Annotated in this window: 20 protein-coding genes and 1 riboswitch; of the genes, 1 reads left to right on the forward strand and 19 read right to left on the reverse strand. The window is 70.6% G+C overall.

What is annotated here, in order from left to right; genetic code table 11:
* Nucleotides 1-49 precede the first annotated feature (49 nt).
* Nucleotides 50-157: riboswitch (TPP riboswitch) on the reverse strand.
* Between the two features lie 37 nt (nt 158-194).
* The 7 genes from rlmN to rpsB all read right to left on the reverse strand — a co-directional run bounded on the left by rlmN (nt 195) and on the right by rpsB (nt 6,759).
* A complete protein-coding gene (gene rlmN, locus ACH5AC_RS26640; RefSeq protein ID WP_398864702.1) occupies nt 195-1,307 on the reverse strand; it encodes a 23S rRNA (adenine(2503)-C(2))-methyltransferase RlmN in 1,113 nt (370 codons plus the stop codon).
* Nucleotides 1,308-1,504: 197 nt separating this feature from the next.
* On the reverse strand, nt 1,505-1,954 hold the full coding sequence (locus ACH5AC_RS26645; protein ID WP_398864703.1) for an SRPBCC family protein: 450 nt from the start codon (nt 1,952-1,954) through the stop codon (nt 1,505-1,507).
* A gap of 158 nt (nt 1,955-2,112) precedes the next feature.
* Entirely contained in the window at nt 2,113-3,279 is a 1,167-nt protein-coding gene (locus ACH5AC_RS26650; RefSeq protein ID WP_398864704.1) for a phosphatidate cytidylyltransferase, read from the reverse strand.
* Nucleotides 3,279-3,836, reverse strand: a complete 558-nt coding sequence (frr, locus tag ACH5AC_RS26655) for a ribosome recycling factor (RefSeq protein WP_398864705.1) — start codon at nt 3,834-3,836, stop codon at nt 3,279-3,281. Before frr ends, ACH5AC_RS26650 begins: the two co-directional genes overlap by 1 nt.
* A gap of 129 nt (nt 3,837-3,965) precedes the next feature.
* Entirely contained in the window at nt 3,966-4,724 is a 759-nt protein-coding gene (gene pyrH, locus ACH5AC_RS26660) for a UMP kinase (RefSeq protein WP_398864706.1), read from the reverse strand.
* 188 nt (nt 4,725-4,912) lie between these two features.
* Nucleotides 4,913-5,749, reverse strand: a complete 837-nt coding sequence (tsf, locus tag ACH5AC_RS26665) for a translation elongation factor Ts (protein ID WP_398864707.1) — start codon at nt 5,747-5,749, stop codon at nt 4,913-4,915.
* Nucleotides 5,750-5,889: 140 nt separating this feature from the next.
* Nucleotides 5,890-6,759 carry a 30S ribosomal protein S2 gene (rpsB, locus tag ACH5AC_RS26670; RefSeq protein WP_398864708.1) on the reverse strand — a complete coding sequence of 290 codons (870 nt, stop codon included), beginning with the start codon at nt 6,757-6,759 and terminating at the stop codon, nt 5,890-5,892.
* A 273-nt stretch (nt 6,760-7,032) separates the two neighbouring features.
* Between rpsB and ACH5AC_RS26675 the strand changes: the two genes are divergently transcribed.
* Nucleotides 7,033-7,605 carry a M23 family metallopeptidase gene (locus tag ACH5AC_RS26675; protein WP_398864709.1) on the forward strand — a complete coding sequence of 191 codons (573 nt, stop codon included), beginning with the start codon at nt 7,033-7,035 and terminating at the stop codon, nt 7,603-7,605.
* Nucleotides 7,606-7,790: 185 nt separating this feature from the next.
* Here ACH5AC_RS26675 and ACH5AC_RS26680 read toward each other — a convergent pair whose 3' ends face one another.
* The 12 genes from ACH5AC_RS26680 to rplS form a co-directional block, all read right to left on the reverse strand.
* Nucleotides 7,791-8,348 carry a TetR/AcrR family transcriptional regulator gene (locus ACH5AC_RS26680; RefSeq protein WP_398864837.1) on the reverse strand — a complete coding sequence of 186 codons (558 nt, stop codon included), beginning with the start codon at nt 8,346-8,348 and terminating at the stop codon, nt 7,791-7,793.
* A 72-nt stretch (nt 8,349-8,420) separates the two neighbouring features.
* Nucleotides 8,421-9,263 (reverse strand): RNA polymerase sigma factor WhiG, encoded by an 843-nt coding sequence (whiG, locus tag ACH5AC_RS26685; protein WP_398864710.1) that lies wholly within the window; start codon nt 9,261-9,263, stop codon nt 8,421-8,423.
* 254 nt (nt 9,264-9,517) lie between these two features.
* Entirely contained in the window at nt 9,518-10,663 is a 1,146-nt protein-coding gene (dprA, locus tag ACH5AC_RS26690; protein WP_398864711.1) for a DNA-processing protein DprA, read from the reverse strand.
* Nucleotides 10,660-12,285, reverse strand: coding sequence for a YifB family Mg chelatase-like AAA ATPase (locus ACH5AC_RS26695; protein WP_398864712.1), 1,626 nt, complete (start codon nt 12,283-12,285; stop codon nt 10,660-10,662). Before ACH5AC_RS26695 ends, dprA begins: the two co-directional genes overlap by 4 nt.
* Before the next feature lies 1 nt (nt 12,286).
* Nucleotides 12,287-12,688: a YraN family protein gene (locus ACH5AC_RS26700; RefSeq protein ID WP_398864713.1), complete on the reverse strand. Its 402-nt coding sequence runs from the start codon at nt 12,686-12,688 to the stop codon at nt 12,287-12,289.
* A 76-nt stretch (nt 12,689-12,764) separates the two neighbouring features.
* On the reverse strand, nt 12,765-13,073 hold the full coding sequence (locus ACH5AC_RS26705) for a DUF2469 domain-containing protein (protein WP_003965949.1): 309 nt from the start codon (nt 13,071-13,073) through the stop codon (nt 12,765-12,767).
* A 56-nt stretch (nt 13,074-13,129) separates the two neighbouring features.
* Nucleotides 13,130-13,654, reverse strand: a complete 525-nt coding sequence (locus ACH5AC_RS26710; RefSeq protein ID WP_398864714.1) for an NUDIX hydrolase — start codon at nt 13,652-13,654, stop codon at nt 13,130-13,132.
* Complete coding sequence (lepB, locus tag ACH5AC_RS26715) at nt 13,644-14,411, reverse strand: signal peptidase I (protein ID WP_398864715.1); 768 nt, start codon at nt 14,409-14,411, stop codon at nt 13,644-13,646. Before lepB (ACH5AC_RS26715) ends, ACH5AC_RS26710 begins: the two co-directional genes overlap by 11 nt.
* Nucleotides 14,412-14,507: 96 nt before the next feature.
* Nucleotides 14,508-15,488 (reverse strand): signal peptidase I, encoded by a 981-nt coding sequence (gene lepB / locus ACH5AC_RS26720; protein ID WP_398864716.1) that lies wholly within the window; start codon nt 15,486-15,488, stop codon nt 14,508-14,510.
* Nucleotides 15,376-16,470, reverse strand: coding sequence for a signal peptidase I (gene lepB, locus ACH5AC_RS26725; RefSeq protein ID WP_398864838.1), 1,095 nt, complete (start codon nt 16,468-16,470; stop codon nt 15,376-15,378). The genes lepB (ACH5AC_RS26720) and lepB (ACH5AC_RS26725) overlap by 113 nt, the downstream gene beginning before the upstream one ends.
* Nucleotides 16,463-17,194, reverse strand: a complete 732-nt coding sequence (gene lepB / locus ACH5AC_RS26730) for a signal peptidase I (protein WP_398864717.1) — start codon at nt 17,192-17,194, stop codon at nt 16,463-16,465. Before lepB (ACH5AC_RS26730) ends, lepB (ACH5AC_RS26725) begins: the two co-directional genes overlap by 8 nt.
* A gap of 45 nt (nt 17,195-17,239) precedes the next feature.
* Nucleotides 17,240-17,590, reverse strand: a complete 351-nt coding sequence (gene rplS / locus ACH5AC_RS26735) for a 50S ribosomal protein L19 (RefSeq protein ID WP_079309735.1) — start codon at nt 17,588-17,590, stop codon at nt 17,240-17,242.
* Nucleotides 17,591-17,698 lie beyond the last annotated feature (108 nt).

Below are 17,698 nucleotides of genomic sequence, written 5' to 3' on the forward strand. Positions count from 1 at the left end.
GCGGCCCTGCCCGGGACCCCTGGAGGGGTGCCCGGGCAGGGCGCAACAGCTTGAGCGGTGACCGAACTTCCTACCCAGAATGACCTGGGCGAGGTTCAGAGGGTCTGCGGCCTGGTCGCCGCACTCTCAGCGCTGTGGCGCTCCCCTGTCGGAATATGAAGATGTGAAGGTGTACGGACGCTGACGCGCCCAGATTACCGCTCGGTGGCCGCGAGCTGACCACAGGCTCCGTCGATCTCCTGCCCGCGGGTGTCCCGGATGGTCACCGGCACCCCGTGCGCGGCGATCGCCTCGACGAACGCCTTCTCGTCCTCGGGCCGGGAGGCGGTCCACTTCGAGCCGGGCGTCGGGTTCAGCGGGATGAGGTTGACGTGCACCGGCCTGCCCTTGAGGAGCCGTCCGAGACGGTCGCCCCGCCATGCCTGGTCGTTGATGTCGCGGATCAGCGCGTACTCGATCGACAGCCGGCGGCCGGACTTCTCGGCGTACTCGAAGCCCGCGTCGAGGACCTCGCGCACCTTCCACCGCGTGTTGACGGGGACGAGGGTGTCGCGCAGCTCGTCGTCGGGCGCGTGCAGGGAGATCGCGAGCCGGCACTTGAAGCCCTCGTCGGCGAACCGGTGGATGGCGGGCACCAGGCCGACCGTCGACACGGTGATGCCGCGCTGCGACAGCCCGAGCCCGTCCGGGGCGGTATCGGTCAGCGCGCGAATGGCCGTGACCACACGCCTGTAATTGGCGAGCGGCTCACCCATGCCCATGAACACGATGTTGGACAGCCGCGCCGGCCCGCCCGGCACCTCCCCGTCCCTGAGCGCCCGCATCCCGTCGACGATCTGGTGCACGATCTCCGCGGTGGACAGATTCCGGTCCAGCCCGGCCTGCCCGGTCGCACAGAACGGGCAGTTCATCCCGCACCCCGCCTGCGAGCTGATGCACATGGTCACCCGGTCCGGATACCGCATCAGCACCGACTCGACGAGCGTCCCGTCGAACAGCCGCCACAGCGTCTTGCGGGTGGTCCCCTGGTCCGTCGACAGATGCCGTACGACAGTCATCAGCTCGGGGAACAACGCCTCCCGCAGCTTCTCCCGCGACCCGGCCGGGATGTCGGTCCACTCCCCCGGGTCGTGCGCGTACCGCGCGAAGTAGTGCTGCGACAGCTGCTTGGCACGAAACGGCTTCTCCCCGACCTCGGCCACGACCGCTTTCCGCTCGGCGGGCGTGAGATCAGCGAGATGCCGCGGCGGCTTCTTGGCTCCGCGCGGCGCGACAAAGGTGAGTTCTCCGGGGGCGGGGCGTGCCACGGTCGGGTGACTCCTCATGACGACGGGGCCTCGCACCCCCGCGTGTGCGGGGACCACGGCTCGGCGGTGCCGAAGCCGGGAGACCTCACAGGACAACCCCCGCTGGGGCGGGGACGAACCAAAGGGCCCGTGGCAGGACGCCACAGGCCCTTCCAGCGTACCTGCTCGCCGTCAACCCCAGGTCGATGTGGACGGGTCTACGGAGTGCTGTGCTCCAGCCGGTCCTTGAGGAGTCGCTCGTTGTCCGGCATCTCCTTGCGGACCTGGGGGCGTACGACGAGGGGGACGAGGACCTTGCCGATGCCGTGGGACTCGAAGTCGAGGTCCAGGGTGACGTGGGAGCGGGTGCCGTCGCCGATCGGGGTGATCTCGCCGTGGAAGCGGCCCCTGACCGGGCCGTCGATGCCGCGCATGCCCCAGGCGCGCGGTGGGTCGTACTGGGTGTACTCCATGGTCATCGGGATCTCGCGACGGCCGACGTGCCGGAGCACGCGCACCCGGGACCCGATGCCCAGTGGAGTGTTGTCGAGCCGCTCCGCCGACACCGCGCTCTTCTGCCACTCGGGCAGGTGGGTGGGGTCGGCGACGTAGGCCCAGACGTCCTCGGGACGGCAGTCGATGTCGAATTCGTCGTGGTAGGCGGACATGTCACCCTCCCTCTGGGACAACCCTTTCGAGGGCTTACAGGTGAATCGTCCCACTTGTCCGCCGGAGCGGCCATCCCCGCACACAGCGGCGGGCCCCCGCCCCGTGCACAGGCACAGGCACAGGCACAGGACGAGAGCCCACTCGGGATCGATACCGCTCAGCCGGACCCGACGAAGATCACCAGCAGCAGCCACACCACCGGAGCGGTCGGCAGCAGCGAGTCCAGGCGGTCCATGATGCCCCCGTGACCGGGGAGCAGCGTGCCCATGTCCTTGATGCCGAGGTCCCGCTTGATCATGGACTCGCCGAGGTCACCGAGCGTGGCGCTGACCGCGACCGCGAGGCCCAGCAGCAGCCCCTGCCACCAGGTGCCGTCGTCGATCAGGAACTGCATGCACAGCGCGCCCACGACCATTGCGAAGGACACCGCACCGAGCAGTCCCTCGCGGGTCTTGCCGGGGCTGATCCGCGGGGCGAGCTTGTGCTTGCCGAAGCGCCAGCCGACGGCGTACGCGCCCGTGTCGCTGACGACCGTCAGCAGCAGGAAGGTCAGCACCCGCCAGGGCCCGTCGTCGGCGGCGAGCATCAGCGCCACGAAGGTGGCCAGGAAGGGCACGTAGAACGCCGCGAAGACGCCCGCGGTGACGTCCTTGAGGTAGCCCTCGGGCGGTTCCGTCATCCGCCAGACCAGCACCGCCAGCGCGGTCAGCGCCATGGCGATCCATGCGCCCTCGGCGCCGCGGGCATAGCCGGCGACGACCATCGCCGCACCGCCGACCGCGAGCGGCACCAGGGGCGCCCTGATCTCCTTGCGCTCCTGCAGCCGACTGGTCAGCTCCCACAGGCCGACGACCACGGCGACCGCGATGACGCCGACGAACACGGCCTTGACGAAGAACAACGAGGCGACGATCACCGCACCGAGCCCGACCCCGACGCCTATGGCCGCGCCGAGGTCACGGCCCGCGCTCTTCTTCTGCGGCGCGGACGCCGGCTGCGGGACGTCGGGCATGGGCTCCGGATTCTGCGGCACCGCCGCAGAGGGCTGTGCCGACGGGGTGTCGTACGGCCGCTGCTGCGGCGTCTCGTCGCGGAACAAGGGGCCACTCAGCCGAGCGGCCCCCCGGTCGTCATCCTGGTCGTCGCCGTACCGAGGCACAGCGGGTCCGTCGGGCACGATGGGCATGGGGCGAGTCTGCTGCGCCTCAGGCGCATCGTACGCGGGACCCGCCGGGGCAGACCCCTGGACAGGCCCACGCTCGGTGGGCCCCCAGTACCCGGCCTGCCCGGCCTGTGGCGGCGCCCCCCAGGAAGAGTCGTTCATCAGACCTCGAGCAGCTCCGCTTCCTTGTGCTTGAGCAGCTCGTCCACCTGGGCGACGTACTTCGCCGTCAGGTCGTCGAGCTCCTTCTCCGCACGGCGGCCCTCGTCCTCGCCGACCTCGCCGTCCTTGATCAGCTTGTCGATGGCGTCCTTGGCCTTGCGGCGCACGGAGCGGATGGACACCTTGGCGTCCTCGCCCTTGCCCTTGGCGACCTTGATGTACTCGCGGCGGCGCTCCTCGGTGAGCTCGGGGAACACCACCCGGATGATGTTGCCGTCGTTGCTCGGGTTGACGCCCAGGTCGGAGTCGCGGATCGCCTGCTCGATGTTGCGCAGCGCGCTCTTGTCGAACGGGGTCACGACCGCCATGCGCGGCTCCGGCACGGAGAACGAGGCCATCTGGTTGATCGGCGTCGGCGCACCGTAGTAGTCGGCCACGATCTTGTTGAACATCGCCGGGTGCGCACGGCCGGTGCGGATCGCGGCGAAGTCCTCCTTGGCGACCACGACGGCCTTCTCCATCTTCTCCTCGGCCTCGAGGAGGGTCTCTTCGATCACCACTTGCTCCTGCGTGTCTTGAGTAGGCCCGGCTGCGGTTCCTTGCGGGGGGCGGCGGCCGGCTGCGTCGCGTCTTCTTCCTGCACGTTTCCCGACCGGCAGGACATTGTCCATCCCCCGGCGGGGGTATCAGCCCTGACTGGCGTGTTCGCCCACCAGCGTGCCGATCTTCTCACCCTTGACGGCGCGGGCGATATTGCCCTCGGCCAGAAGCTCGAAGACGAGGATCGGGAGCTTGTTGTCACGGCACAGGGTGATGGCCGTGGCGTCGGCGACCTTCAGGTCGCGCGTGATGACCTCGCCGTAGCCGAGGGCGTCGAACTTGACGGCGTCCGGGTTGGTCTTCGGGTCGGAGTCGTAGACCCCGTCCACACCGTTCTTGCCCATGAGCAGCGCCTCGGCGTCGATCTCCAGAGCGCGCTGGGCGGCGGTGGTGTCGGTGGAGAAGTACGGCATGCCCATACCGGCGCCGAAGATGACCACGCGGCCCTTCTCCAGGTGGCGCACGGCGCGCAGCGGGATGTACGGCTCGGCGACCTGGCCCATGGTGATGGCGGTCTGCACCCGGCTGTCGATGCCCTCCTTCTCCAGGAAGTCCTGGAGGGCGAGGCAGTTCATCACGGTGCCGAGCATGCCCATGTAGTCCGAGCGGGCGCGGTCCATGCCGCGCACCTGGAGCTCCGCGCCGCGGAAGAAGTTGCCGCCACCGATGACGACCGCGACCTGCGCGCCGTCACGCACGACGGCCGCGATCTCACGGGCGATCTTGTGCACCACGTCCGGATCCACGCCGAGGCCCCCGCCACCGGAGAACGCCTCTCCGGACAGCTTCAGCAGAAACCGGCCGTGTACTTTGCCGTCGTCGCTCTTCTGGGCCTTGGTGGTCATGGAGATCCCGCCTTTGTTACGTGGTGCACATAGGAGAAGGCCATTGCCGGTGGGGCGTGTTTCCGCATCCCATTCTCGGCAATGGCCTCCTCGTCAGATCTGCTGTCGTCCGCCACACGCCTGGGTGACGGCGTATCGGGACGACTGCTCCGACCCTATCGGGGCGGGGCGTCCGTCGCGGTACGGACTCAGATGCCGACCTTGATGCGCGTGAAGCGCTTCAGGGTGACACCGGCCTCGTCCAGGACCTTCTGGACGGACTTCTTGTTGTCCAGGGCGTACGGCTGACCGAGCAGCGTGGCGTCCTTGAAGAAGCCGTTGAGGCGACCCTCGACGATCTTCGGCAGGGCGGCCTCGGGCTTGCCCTCGGCGCGGGTGGTCTCCTCGGCGATGCGGCGCTCGGCCTCGACGACGTCGGCCGGCACGTCCTCCTTGGAGAGGTACTTCGGCGCGAAGGCGGCGATGTGCTGGGCGACGCCCTTGGCGACCTCGGCGTTCGGCTTGTCCAGCTCGACGAGGACACCGATCTGCGGGGGCAGGTCGGGCATCGTGCGGTGCATGTACGCGGTCACGAAGCCGTCGGCGAACTGCGCGAAGCGGTCCAGGACGATCTTCTCGCCGAGGTTGGCGTTGGCCTCGTCCACGAACGCCTGGACGGTCTTGCCGGGCTCGATCTCGGAGCCGAGCAGGGCCTCCAGGTCGGCCGGGGCGGTCTTGGCGACGTGCTCGGCGATCGTGTGGGCGACGGCCTGGAACTTCTCGCCCTTGGCGACGAAGTCCGTCTCGCACTTCAGCTCGACGAGGACACCGGAGGAGTTGTCGTCGGCGATGATCGAGACCACGGCGCCGTTCTCGGCGGAGCGGCCCTCGCGCTTGGCGACGCCCTTCTGGCCCTTGATGCGCAGCGCCTCGACAGCCTTCTCGACGTTGCCCTCGGCCTCGTCCAGCGCCTTCTTGCAGTCCATCATGCCGGCGCCCGTGAGCTCACGGAGCTTCTTGACGTCGGCGGCGGTGTAGTTCGCCATGAGTCTGTGAGTCTTTCTCGTTTAGATCCGCACGGTCACGACCCACATGTAGTCGCGGACCGCGTACGTCGGGCCGGCCAACGGGTGAACGACGGGGGCGGACGTCATGTCGACCGCCCCCGTCGTCAGCGCTGACAGGGTCAGACCTGCTCGCCCTCGGCGGCCGGGGCGGCCTCGGCGGCGGGGGCCTCGGCAGCGGCGGGGGCCTCGGCGGCGGCCGGAGCCTCCTCAGCCTTCTTCTCACCCTCGAGCAGGTCGCGCTCCCACTCGGCGAGCGGCTCGCCCGCGGCCTTCTCGCCCTTCTCACCGGCGGCCACGCCGGAGCGGGCGATGAGGCCCTCGGCGACGGCGTCGGCGATCACACGGGTGAGCAGGGTGACGGAGCGGATCGCGTCGTCGTTGCCCGGGATCTTGTAGTCGACCTCGTCGGGGTCACAGTTGGTGTCGAGGATGGCGACGACCGGGATGTTCAGCTTCCGGGCCTCGCCGACCGCGATGTGCTCCTTCTTGGTGTCCACGATCCAGACGGCGCTGGGCACCTTCTGCATCTCGCGGATACCACCGAGGGTCTTCTCCAGCTTGGCCTTCTCGCGGGAGAGGACCAGGAGCTCCTTCTTGGTCAGACCGGAGGACGCGACGTCCTCGAAGTCGATCTGCTCGAGCTCCTTGAGGCGCTGCAGACGCTTGTAGACGGTCGAGAAGTTGGTGAGCATGCCGCCCAGCCAGCGCTGGTTGACGTAGGGCATGCCGACGCGGGTGGCCTGCTCGGCGATGGCCTCCTGCGCCTGCTTCTTGGTGCCGACGAACATGACCGTGCCGCCGTGGGCGACGGTCTCCTTGACGAACTCGTAGGCGCGGTCGATGTACGACAGCGACTGGAGCAGGTCGATGATGTAGATGCCGTTGCGCTCGGTGAAGATGAAGCGCTTCATCTTCGGGTTCCAGCGACGGGTCTGGTGACCGAAGTGGACGCCGCTCTCCAGCAGCTCCCGCATCGTGACGACGGCCATGGCCGTTTCTCCTTGGTTTCTCGGTTGTGCCGCGTCCGCCGGACAGCGGCCGCGCCTGACGCCCGCGATGCGCCGTTGCCACAAAGGACCGAGGGGCGCTGATACGAACCCTTGTCCGGGGGCCGTATCGGGGCGTGCGAAGTCGACCCGGTGACCCGGATCGCCAGAAGAAGTGTACGGGACCGGCGGGGCAGCGGGTGACGCCACTGTCCACAACCGGTCAGTAGTCCACAGGCCGCGGCCGTGATCAGCGGGCTGCGGCACGGTGCCGTCATGCGACAGAACCGATGCGCGGCCGGCCTCCTGACCCTGGTGCTCACACTGCCGGCCGCCCTGACGGCCCGAGCGGCCCCACCACCCCCACTGCCCCCGCCACCCGAACAGGTCAGCCCCATCGCCCGGCTCTGGCCGGTCGGTGCCCGCCCACCCGTCCTGCGAACCTGGGACCCCCCACTCACCCCCTACGCCCGAGGCCACCGAGGAGTCGACCTGGCGGCCCCACCCGGCACCCCGGTACGCGCCGTGGCCCCGGGCCGCGTCTCCTACGCCGGCCGGGTGGCGGGCCGAGGCGTGATCTCCGTGGAACTGACGGACACGGGGGAGCCACCTCTCCGTACGACGTACGAGCCGGTACGACCGACGGTGCGCAAGGGCGACGAGGTGACCGCGGGCCAGCCCCTGGGCACGCTGGAAGCCACGCGCTCCCATTGCACCGCGCACTGCCTCCACTGGGGCCTACGCAGAGGCGAGACCTACCTCAACCCCCTGTCCCTGCTCCCACCCTGGCTACTACGACGAACCCCACCGAGACTCCTACCGGTGAGCAATGTGCCTCTGCCGCCGTAGCCGCGTGGCTGCGGGCAGTCGTACCGCTCCCGCGCTAGCTGCGGGCAGTCGTGCCTCCCCCAGCGCCTTCAAGGGCCTGAGAGGTGCCCCCAGGCGGCACGGGTGGGCGCCGGGGGTCCCCCCTCTGGGGGAGGCACCCCGTCACGCCGGGCTGCGCACCTACCCCGGCTCAACCCCGGTCGGCGTCAGCCCCGGACGCCCCGCAGCACCATTCCCACCGCCGCGTCCGCGACAACACCGGGATCCTCAGCGACCCCCAGCTCGATTCTCCGCACAGCCGCGTCGACAACCCCCTGCACCAGCATCGCCGCCAGCCGAGGCTCCTCATGCCCCAGCTCCCCCAGCGCCTCGACGACCATCGACACCAGCCCCCCGTGCGCGGCCCGGATCTTCTCCCGCGCCCCGTCATCCAGCTCACTCGCCGAGATCGCCACCACAGCCCGATGCCGCCGGTCCCCCACCAGCTCCAGCTGCTTGCGCACATACGCCTCGACCTTGGCCTCGGCCCCCTCCACGGCCGCCATCGCCGCCTCGACCTCCGCCGCCCACACCGGGAAGTCGACCGCGCACAGCTCCTCCACCACCGCGGCGCGCGACCGGAAGTACTCGTACACGGACGACCTCGCGAGCCCCGTCCGCTCGGCGAGGGCCGGGAAGGTCAACGCCTCCGTACCGCCCTCGGACAACAGGGACCGCGCCGCGTCCAGCAGGGCGGCTCGCTGCATCGACCGGTGCTCGGCCACGGAGGCCGCTCGAATCCTTGGCACGTCAACCACTCTACGGACGCACTCCCCGCGATGGGAGCCACCCGGCACTCACCGACCGAAGGCAGCCAGTTTCGCGCGCAACTGCAGCACGGACTTGGTGTGGATCTGACTCACCCGGCTCTCGGTCACCCCGAGCACGTTCCCGATCTCCGCGAGCGTGAGCCCCTCGTAGTAGTACAGCGTGACGACGGTCTTCTCCCGGTCGGGCAGCGTGTTGATCGCCCGCGCCAGAAACCTCCGCAGCTCCCGGTCCTCGGCCACCTCCACGGGATTCTCCGCGGCGGTGTCCTCCAGCGTGTCCATGAAGCTGAGCCCGTCCCCGCCCTCACCGCCGACATGCAGCAACTCCTCCAGCGCCACCACGTTCGCCAGCGACAACTGGCTGAACACGGAGTGCAGCTCATCGACCCCGATGCCCAGCTCGGCGGCCACCTCCCCCTCACTCGGCGTCCGCCGCAGCCGCGCCTCCAGCGTCGCGTACGCCCGCTCCACATTGCGCGCCTTCTGCCGCACCGACCGCGGGATCCAGTCCAGCGCCCGCAGCTCGTCGATCATCGCGCCCCGGATCCGGGTGATCGCATACGTCTCGAACTTGATCTCCCGGTCGATGTCGAACTTCTCGATCGCGTCGATCAGCCCGAACACCCCGGACGACACGAAGTCCGCCTGCTCCACATTGGGCGGCAGTCCCACGCTGACCCGTCCCGCCACATACTTCACCAGCGGCGAGTAGTGCAGGATCAGCTGTTCCCGCAGCCGCTCGTCGCCCGTCGCCTTGTACGACCGCCACAGCTCGTCGAGCGTCGAGGGAGCGGGCGGCCGCACGCTGCCACCGTCGCGGGCGGCTGGGGGGATCGCCGCCCGGTCGGACCCGGAGGTGTGCTGGGGCATTCGTCGCCTTGTGCCGTTCTGCCGTGAAGTACGTGAGGTCGGGGTGCCTGCGGCCGGTCTGTGCCGGAATCCACGTGAGCGTAGCGTGACTGGAGTGTCGCGGTGCGCGAAGAGCGGGGCCCGACCCATGCGCAGATACGTTCCGCTGGGCGTCCTCCCGGGGGTCCGGGTGGATCCGAGGGACCGTCCGGGAGCGTCAACTGCGGGAATTCCCAAGGGGTTCCGCGTTCCCCCGGACGGCCGAACAGAGTCGGTCAGCACTGACGCCGCCCTTCTCGAACGGAGACCATCGCCTGGCGTGTCAACTTCCAGCCGTCGCCGTGGCGTTCGACATAGCCGAGGGCTCTGAGTTCGTACAGTCTCGCGATCGCGTCGTCCTCGGCGGTCTGCGCGCCGCGCGCGATCTCGTCGACGGCGGCGGTCCGGCGTGCGGGCAGCGCGCCCAGGACACGGCGGGCGTCCGGCGCCAGCAGGTCGCGCGGCAGGACGGGCCCGCGCCGGTCGGGGGCCAGCTCGCCCATGTCGCCGACCAGCTCGACCACCTCCGCGGCGTCGGTGACCAGCACCGCCTCGCCGCGCAGCAACTCGTGCACCCCGGCGGAGAGCCCGCTGGTTGCCGGGCCCGGCACGCCCATGGTGTGCCGGCCCAGGCGCTGCGCCGCCCGCGCCGTGACGAGCGAACCGCTGCGGTGTGCCGCCTCCACCACGACCGTCCCCCGGGTCAGCGCGGCGATCACCCGGTTCCGCAGCACGAACCGGCTCGCCGTCGGATGCTCCCCCGGCGGCAACTCCCCCACCACCAGCCCCTGTTCGGCGATCCTGTTGATCAGCCCGGTGTGGCCGCGCGGGTAGGGCCGATCGACCCCGCAGGCGAGCACGGCCACTGTCGCGCCGCCGGCCCCGAGTGCCCCACGGTGCGCGGCCCCGTCGACCCCGTAGGCGCCGCCGGACACCACGACCCAGCCGCGCTCGGCAAGCCCCGCGGACAGGTCGGCCGCCATGTGCGCGCCGTACTCCGTGCAGGCACGGGCCCCGACCACGGCCACCGACCGCAACGCCCACATGCGCAGACTGGGCCGCCCCCGCACCCACAGGCCGAGCGGCCGGGCATCCCCGAGATCGTCCAGCGGCCCCGGCCACTCCACGTCCCCCGGCCCGACGAACCGCACCCCCGCCGTCCGGGCCACCTCCAGATCCCGCTCAGGTTCCGCCCGCCCGGCCCGAGCCCGCAACCCGGCCCACCGCAGCTCACTCACCCCCGGCAAAGCACTCCCACCCCCCTTCAACCTGCGTACCACTTCCCCCACCCCCTCCTGCCGCACCCACCGTCCACCGACCTCGTCCCCGGGCTCGATGACCCGAGTGAGAAACACCCGGTCGAGCAGCTCGGCGTCGCTCACGTCAGGGCCCCGATGGCCATGGGCACGCCCCGGGGGACTCCGGTGCGCAGTTGCAGGGCCAGGGCGACGTCCGTCGCGTCGGGCCGGTCGTGTCCGACCAGGTCGGCGACGGTCCAGGCGACCCGCAGGACCCGATCGAGCCCCCGGACGGTCAGCACGCCCCGCTCCAGGTTCCGCTCCGCCTCGTCCATCGCACCGCCGGCGGCCTGCCACCGGCTGCGCAGTTCGCGCCCCGGGACCTCGCTGTTGGTCCGCCACGGGGTGCCCGCCAGCCGCGCCGCGGCCCGTTCGCGTGCGGCCAGCACCCGTGCGGCTACCGTCGCCGTGGACTCACCCCCGGCACCGCGGTGGGCGAGTTCGGACCGGCTGACCGGGTCCACCTCGACCCGCAGGTCGACCCGGTCGAGCAGGGGCCCGGAGAGCCGCGCCTGATAGCGGCGGATCGCGGAGGGCGGGCACTCGCACAGAATGTCGCGCTGCGAGAAGCGCCCGCACGGACAGGGATTGGCGGCCAGCACCATCAGGAACCGGGCGGGGAACCGCACCACCCCCGCGCTGCGGGCGATCACCACGTGCCCCGCCTCCAGGGGCTGCCGTAGGGCGTCGAGGGTGTGGCCGCTGAATTCGGGGGCCTCGTCCAGGAAGAGCACTCCTCGATGCGCCAGGGAGACGGCCCCTGGCCGGGCGACGCCGGGGCCGCCGCCGACGAGCGCCTGCATGGTGGCCGAGTGGTGCGGGGCGCAGTAGGGGGCCACGTCGATGAGGGGTTTGCCCGGCGGCAGCAGCCCGGCCACCGAGTGCACGGCGGTGACCTCCAGCGAGTCCTGCCGGGTCAGCGGGGGCAGAACGGCCGGCAGACGTTCGGCGAGCATGGTCTTGCCCGCGCCCGGCGGACCCTCCAGGAAAAGATGGTGCCCGCCCGCCGCGGACACCTCGACCGCTGTCCGTGCCGAGATCTGGCCGACGACGTCGGCCAGGTCGTGCCCCGCGTCCTGCTGCGCGGCCCCGACGCTGCGCATGCCGGTGGCCGCTCCGGTGCCGGGCACCCGCAGGCCGGCCAGCAGCGGGTCTGGACGGCCCTGCTGGTCGGGTTCCTCCGCGGGTACGGGCTCGTCGGCGAGGACGGCGATCAGCTGGCGCAGGCTGCGTACGCCGAGCACGGACACCCCCGGGACCAGCGATGCCTCGGCGGCGGCGCACTCCGGTACGACGACCTGTTCGTACCCGGCGTCGGCGGCGGCCAGCACGGCGGGCAGGATGCCCCGTACCGGGCGCACCCGCCCGTCGAGGCCCAGCTCGCCGATCATCACGATGTCGGCGAGCACCCGCGGGTCGATCCGCTCGGCGGCCCCCAGCACGGCGCACGCCACGGCGAGATCGAAGCCGGAGCCCGCCTTGGGGACGGACGCGGGGCTGAGTCCGACGGTGAGTTTCTTCTGCGGCCACTCACCGCCCGAGTTCACCACCGCCGCCCGCACCCGGTCCCGGCTCTCCGTCAGGCTCTTGTCGGGGAGGCCGACCAGGGTGAAGGCGGCGACGCCGGGTTCGAGGTCGGCCTGGACCTCGACGACGACTCCTTCGACACCGACGAGGGCCACCGAGCATGTGCGTGCGAAGCCCATGTCAGGCCACCCCCCGCACGTGCTCGACGACGGGCGCGCCGCGGTCGGGCAGGACGACGCCGACGAGGTCGATGCGGACGCCGCCCGGCGGGGCGCCCCCGTGGGCGTGCAGCCAGCCCTCGGCGAGGCCCCGCAGCCGCTGCGCCTTCTCGGGCGTGACCGCGGCCATGGGATGCTCGTAGCCGCCGCTGCGGCGGGTCTTCACCTCGCAGATGACCAGTACGTCGCCGTCCCGGGCGACGATGTCGATCTCTCCGGCCCGGCCACAGCGCCAGTTGCGCTCCAGGAGCGTCATCCCGGCCTCGGCCAGCCGCCGCGCGGCCAGCTCCTCGCCGTACCTGCCGAGTGCCTTGCGTGCCAGATCCGTGTTCATGTCGGCACCACCTCCGGCACCGACGATCACGCATCCGCCGCCAAGAAAAGGATCTTGGTGGAGAAGTCGGCGGTTGTGGACAACTCCGTCACCCGCCCGGGGCCCCTCACCCGCCCGGCAGCTCCAGGTCGCTCTTGTTCAGCTCCTCAATGTTCACGTCCTTGAACGTGAGCACCCGCACCTGCTTCACGAACCGCGCCGGCCGGTACATGTCCCAGACCCAGGCATCCGCCATGGATACCTCGAAGAACACCTCGCCCTGGACCGAGTGCACCTGCATCTCGTAGTCATTGGTCAGATAGAAGCGCCGCTCGGTCTCGATCACGTACTTGAACAGACCGACGACATCGCGGTACTCCCGATAGAGCTTCAGCTCCATCTCGGTCTCGTACTTCTCGAGGTCCTCGGCGCTCATGGCATGTTCCCCTTCAGCCGTGCGGTCCCCCCATTGTGCGCCAGTGCCCTCGGCCCCTAGACGATTTCCGTGTCAAGGGTCACCGGCCCGGCAGGGGGACCATCGTCGAGCAGCCTGCGCAACAGCTCGGCGAGTCTGGTCGGATACACCGTCTCATGCGACCCGGTCAGTTCCGCACAGGTCCACCACCTCGCACCGGCGACGCTGCGCCGCTCCAGCTCCGTGAGGGCCACGGCGCGGGTCGCGGTCGTCGTCGTACGGGCCAGGTAGTACCACTCGTCCTGGTCCCAGCGGCGGCCCGCGAACGGGAACGAGCACCGCCGCCGCCACAGCACCGGGCCCAGCTCGACCTCGGTGATGCCCGTCTCCTCGGCGAGTTCCCTCAGCGCGGCCTCTTCACGGCTCTCCTCGCCCTCCAGTCCGCCGCCGGGGGTGAACCACCAGTCGTCGGCCGGATCGTCCGGCTCATGGCCGTGCAGCAGCAGAATGCGGTCCTCGGGGTCGAGCAGCACCACCCGGGCGACCCGGCGCAGGCCCTCCTCGTACGAGTCGGCCCGCGCGTCCGTCGTCTCAGCGGGCACCGGCGGGCTCCGTCCGCCCACGCCGGGACAGCAGCTTGGCGATCGGGCCGTACGCACCGCCCCCCAGTACCAGGACCGCGCCCACGACGATCAGCGCGACGATCAGGCGCAGCGGGCCGGGCTGGGACAGGGCGCCGAGTGTCTCGAAGCCGGTGGGGCGTCCCAGCATGCCGTCCATGGGCCACACGACCGCGTCCACCCGGCCGGTGACGGCGCTGCGCGCCACCGTGCCGCTGGCCGCGTCCGTGAGGTGGGCGGTGGAGTCCAGGGACCCGGCGCGCTCGTCGCCGAGCAGGAAGAGCCGGCCCTCCGGGACGGTCACGGTCGGGAAGCCGGTGATCTCGGCCCGGCTGTCCTTGGGCAGGTAGGGCTCGTCGATCCGCTTGCCGTTGACGGTGAGCTTGCCGTCGGTGCAGCAGGCGACCGTGTCACCGCCGATCGCGACCACGCGTTTGACCACGGGGGCGTTGCTCACCCAGGTCTTGTCGGTGAAGACGACGACATCGCCCCGGCGCACATCGGCGCCGTCCACCCGCTGGGCGAGCACCCGGTCGCCCGCCTCGATGGTCGGGGCCATCGAGTTGGTGGGCACGGTGTACGGCCGGTAGACCACCGCCGCCCAGCCGAAGCCGCCGAGAAACAGCACGAGGCCCAGTGCGACCGCCACCCCGGACAGTCGCTGTCCGGTCCGGCCGCCCACCGGGCCCGTTCTGGTGCCGCCGCTGCGGGCCGTGCGTGTCGTGCTCTGACCACCCATGGATCCGCACCCTACCCGCCGGTACCGAGCCGGGGCAGCCCTTCGCCCCGGACCCCGGTCACAACCCTGGGAAAGGGTTTACCGAGGCTCGCGGGTCTACCGACGCTCGCTCGCCGATGAACGCCGGCGCCGCCACACCACCACCGGCACGAGCCCGACGAGGGCCAGGCCCTGCGGCGCGACGGTCAGCGCGGCGGACGCCTGGGAGCCGGTGCTCAGGTCCTGGTCGAAGGTGTCCGGCACGGGCAGCGTGCCCCAGCGGTTGATCGGCCATGCCTTCACGATGGCGCGGCCGACGACCTCGTCGACCGGGACCATGCCCTTGTGCCTGTCCGCCTGGTTGTAGCGGGAGTCCCGCGAGTTCTGCCGGTGGTCGCCCATGACCCAGATGTGGCCCTCGGGCACGGTCACCTTGAACTGGCCGCCGGTGTCGTCCATGCTGCACGGCGTGTTGCCGGGGAAGACGTACGACTCCTCGTTCAGCGCCTTGCCGTTGACCTTCAGCGGGCCGGTGCCCTTGCACTCGACGGTGTCGCCGCCGACCCCGATGACCCGCTTGATCAGGTCCTTCTCCTCGGCGGACGGCATCAGGCCGATCCAGCTGAGGAAGGTCTGGAAGGCGTTCGGCTCCGGCGGGGCCTCGCCCGCCAGCCAGTTGTCCGGGTCGTGGAAGACGACCACCTGGCCGCGCTCCGGCTCCGAGCCGAACCACGGGGTCAGCTTGTCGACGAGGACCCGGTCACCCTCGCGGAGCGTGTCCTGCATCGAGGCCGAGGGGATCGAGAACGCCTGCACCAGGAACGTCTTGATCAGCAGCGCCAGCACGAGCGCGATACCGATCAGGATCGGCAGCTCCTTCCAGAAGGAGCGCGGCTTCCTCGCCTTGGGCGTCGAGTCCCCGGGGCCCTGGCCCGCGGCCCCGGCCCGGTCGTCCGCCGTGGGCCCGTCCTCGGGCGCCCCGGGCTCATTCCCTGAGGTCACGGCGTCGTCCGCGGCCTGGTCGGTCGCTTCCACGGGACGTCCGCGGTGCTCCTCGCCGTCGTGTCCGGACCGTGCGCCAACCGCCACATCCCCCACGCCAACTCCTTACTCTGTGCCGCTGCCTGCCCCATGTCCGACGCAGGCCCACCACTCCCATAACGAGCGGGAGTTCCGCAGGGGTCGGGAGTCGGATCGTTCCGTTCGATTCGTCGGAGGCAACCCTATGCGACAGCGGGGGGCCGGGCGGTGCAGCGGAAGCGGCCGAGTCGCCCACCGCGGAGAAGGTCCGCGGCTCGTCGAGGCTGGTCCAGTGGCCCATCGGCCAGGCGATGACCATGGCACGGCCCACCACCTGGTCCTCGGAGACCGTGCCACCGTAGTCGGTGTCCTGGTGGGCGCGGGAGTCCTCGGAGTTGGCCCGGTGGTCGCCCATCACCCACAGGCGCCCCTCGGGGACGGTGATGTCGAACGGCGTGTTGGACGGGGCGTTCCCCGGATACAGGTAATCCCCCTCGTTCAGCGGAACGCCGTTGACGGTGACTCGCCCTTGCGGGTCACAGCACTGGACGCGGTCACCGCCCACGCCGACGACCCGCTTGATGAGGTCCTTCTCGTCGTCGGACGGCAGCAGACCGATGAAGGTCAGGGCCTGCTTGACCTGCTTGACGACGATGGGGTCGTCCTTCTTCGTGGTCTGCTCGTCCCGGAGCCAGCCGCCCGGGTCCTTGAACACGACGACGTCCCCGCGCTCGGGCTTGGCGCCGAACCACGGGGTGAACTTGTCGACCAGGACGCGGTCGCCGATCTGGATCGTGTTCTCCATGGAGCCGGACGGGATCACGAACGCCTGGACGAGGAAGGTCTTCAGGACGAGCGCTATGAGGACCGCGACGCCGATCAGGAGCGGTATCTCCTTGACGGCCGAGCGCCTGCGCCTGCGCTTGACCTTGCGCTGCAGCTTGCGCCGCTCCGCGCGCGTACGCCCGCCGGACGGGCCGGCGGCGCGCCGGGTGCCGGTGGGCAGCAGGTTGTCCGCGGGGCTGCTGGGGACGCCGCGGGGTTTGCCGCGGTTACCCATGCGCACCGCCGCGTCGATCGACCGCCTCCGCGGCGCTCGGGCCTTCGGCGGAGGCGGGCACGCGCGCGTAGGCGCTCGGGCGTTCCAGGCGGGTGAGGTGGCCGAAGGGCCAGACGATCCAGTCGACCCGGCCGATCACACCGTCGACGGGGATCATGCCGCCGCCGGGCGAGCCCAGATGGTCGCGGGAGTCGCTGGAGGCGCTGCGACGGTCGCCGAGGAGGAAGAGCCGGCCCTCGGGCACGACCACGTGGAAAGGCACCGTGGACGGGCTGTCGCCGGGGTACAGGAACGTCGACTCGTCGACCGACCGGCCGTTCACCTGGATCCTCCCCTCCCTGTCGCAGCAGACCACACGGTCTCCCCCCACACCCACGACGCGTTTGACGTAGTGCCCGTTCCCGAAATACCCAGTGCCGTCGAACACAACGACATCACCGCGCCGCGGCTCGCCACCGAAACGGTACGCCAACTTGTTTACGAGAACGCGGTCCCCGATCCTCAATCCGGATTCCATGGATCCGGATGGAATCTGGAAGGGCTGCACCACGAACGTGCCGAGGAGCAGCACAAAGACCAGGCAGACCAGCAGGGTGAGGCTGATCCGGCCGCCGGGGATCCGGTCCGTGATCCCGCGCGGCAACGCGAAACGCGACCGTCCCTCCGGCCCCTGGAAAGGGCGGGAGGAGCGGTCGCGCTCCGTGGGCTGTGCTTCGGTGTCCATCGGGGCCAGATGCTATCCGGCCCTCCTGTGACCCCGGGAAAGCGCTCAGCTCTCGCGCTTCTCCTTGATCTTCGCGGCCTTGCCGCGCAGCTCGCGCAGGTAGTAGAGCTTGGCGCGACGCACGTCACCGCGGGTGACGAGCTCGATCTTCTCGACGATCGGGGTGTGCACCGGGAAGGTGCGCTCGACGCCGACGGAGAACGAGACCTTGCGGACCGTGAAGGTCTCGCGGACACCGGCGCCCTGGCGACGGATCACCACGCCCTTGAACTGCTGCACACGGGAGCGGTTGCCCTCGATGACGCGGACGTGGACGTTGACGGTGTCACCCGGGCGGAAGGCCGGGATGTCGCTGCGCAGCGACGCGGAGTCGACGGAGTCGAGCAGGTGAGACATTTCGTCTGCTTTCTTCGCCGATGCCACAGGTCATCAGCGGTAGCTAGGTGTTTGCACGAAGCCGTGTGCGGTCGGGGCGGGCGTCGTGTCCCCCTGTGGCAGGGGCGC

It is taken from the genome of Streptomyces sp. NPDC018693 (assembly GCF_044391385.1).
GTDB lineage: Bacteria > Actinomycetota > Actinomycetes > Streptomycetales > Streptomycetaceae > Streptomyces.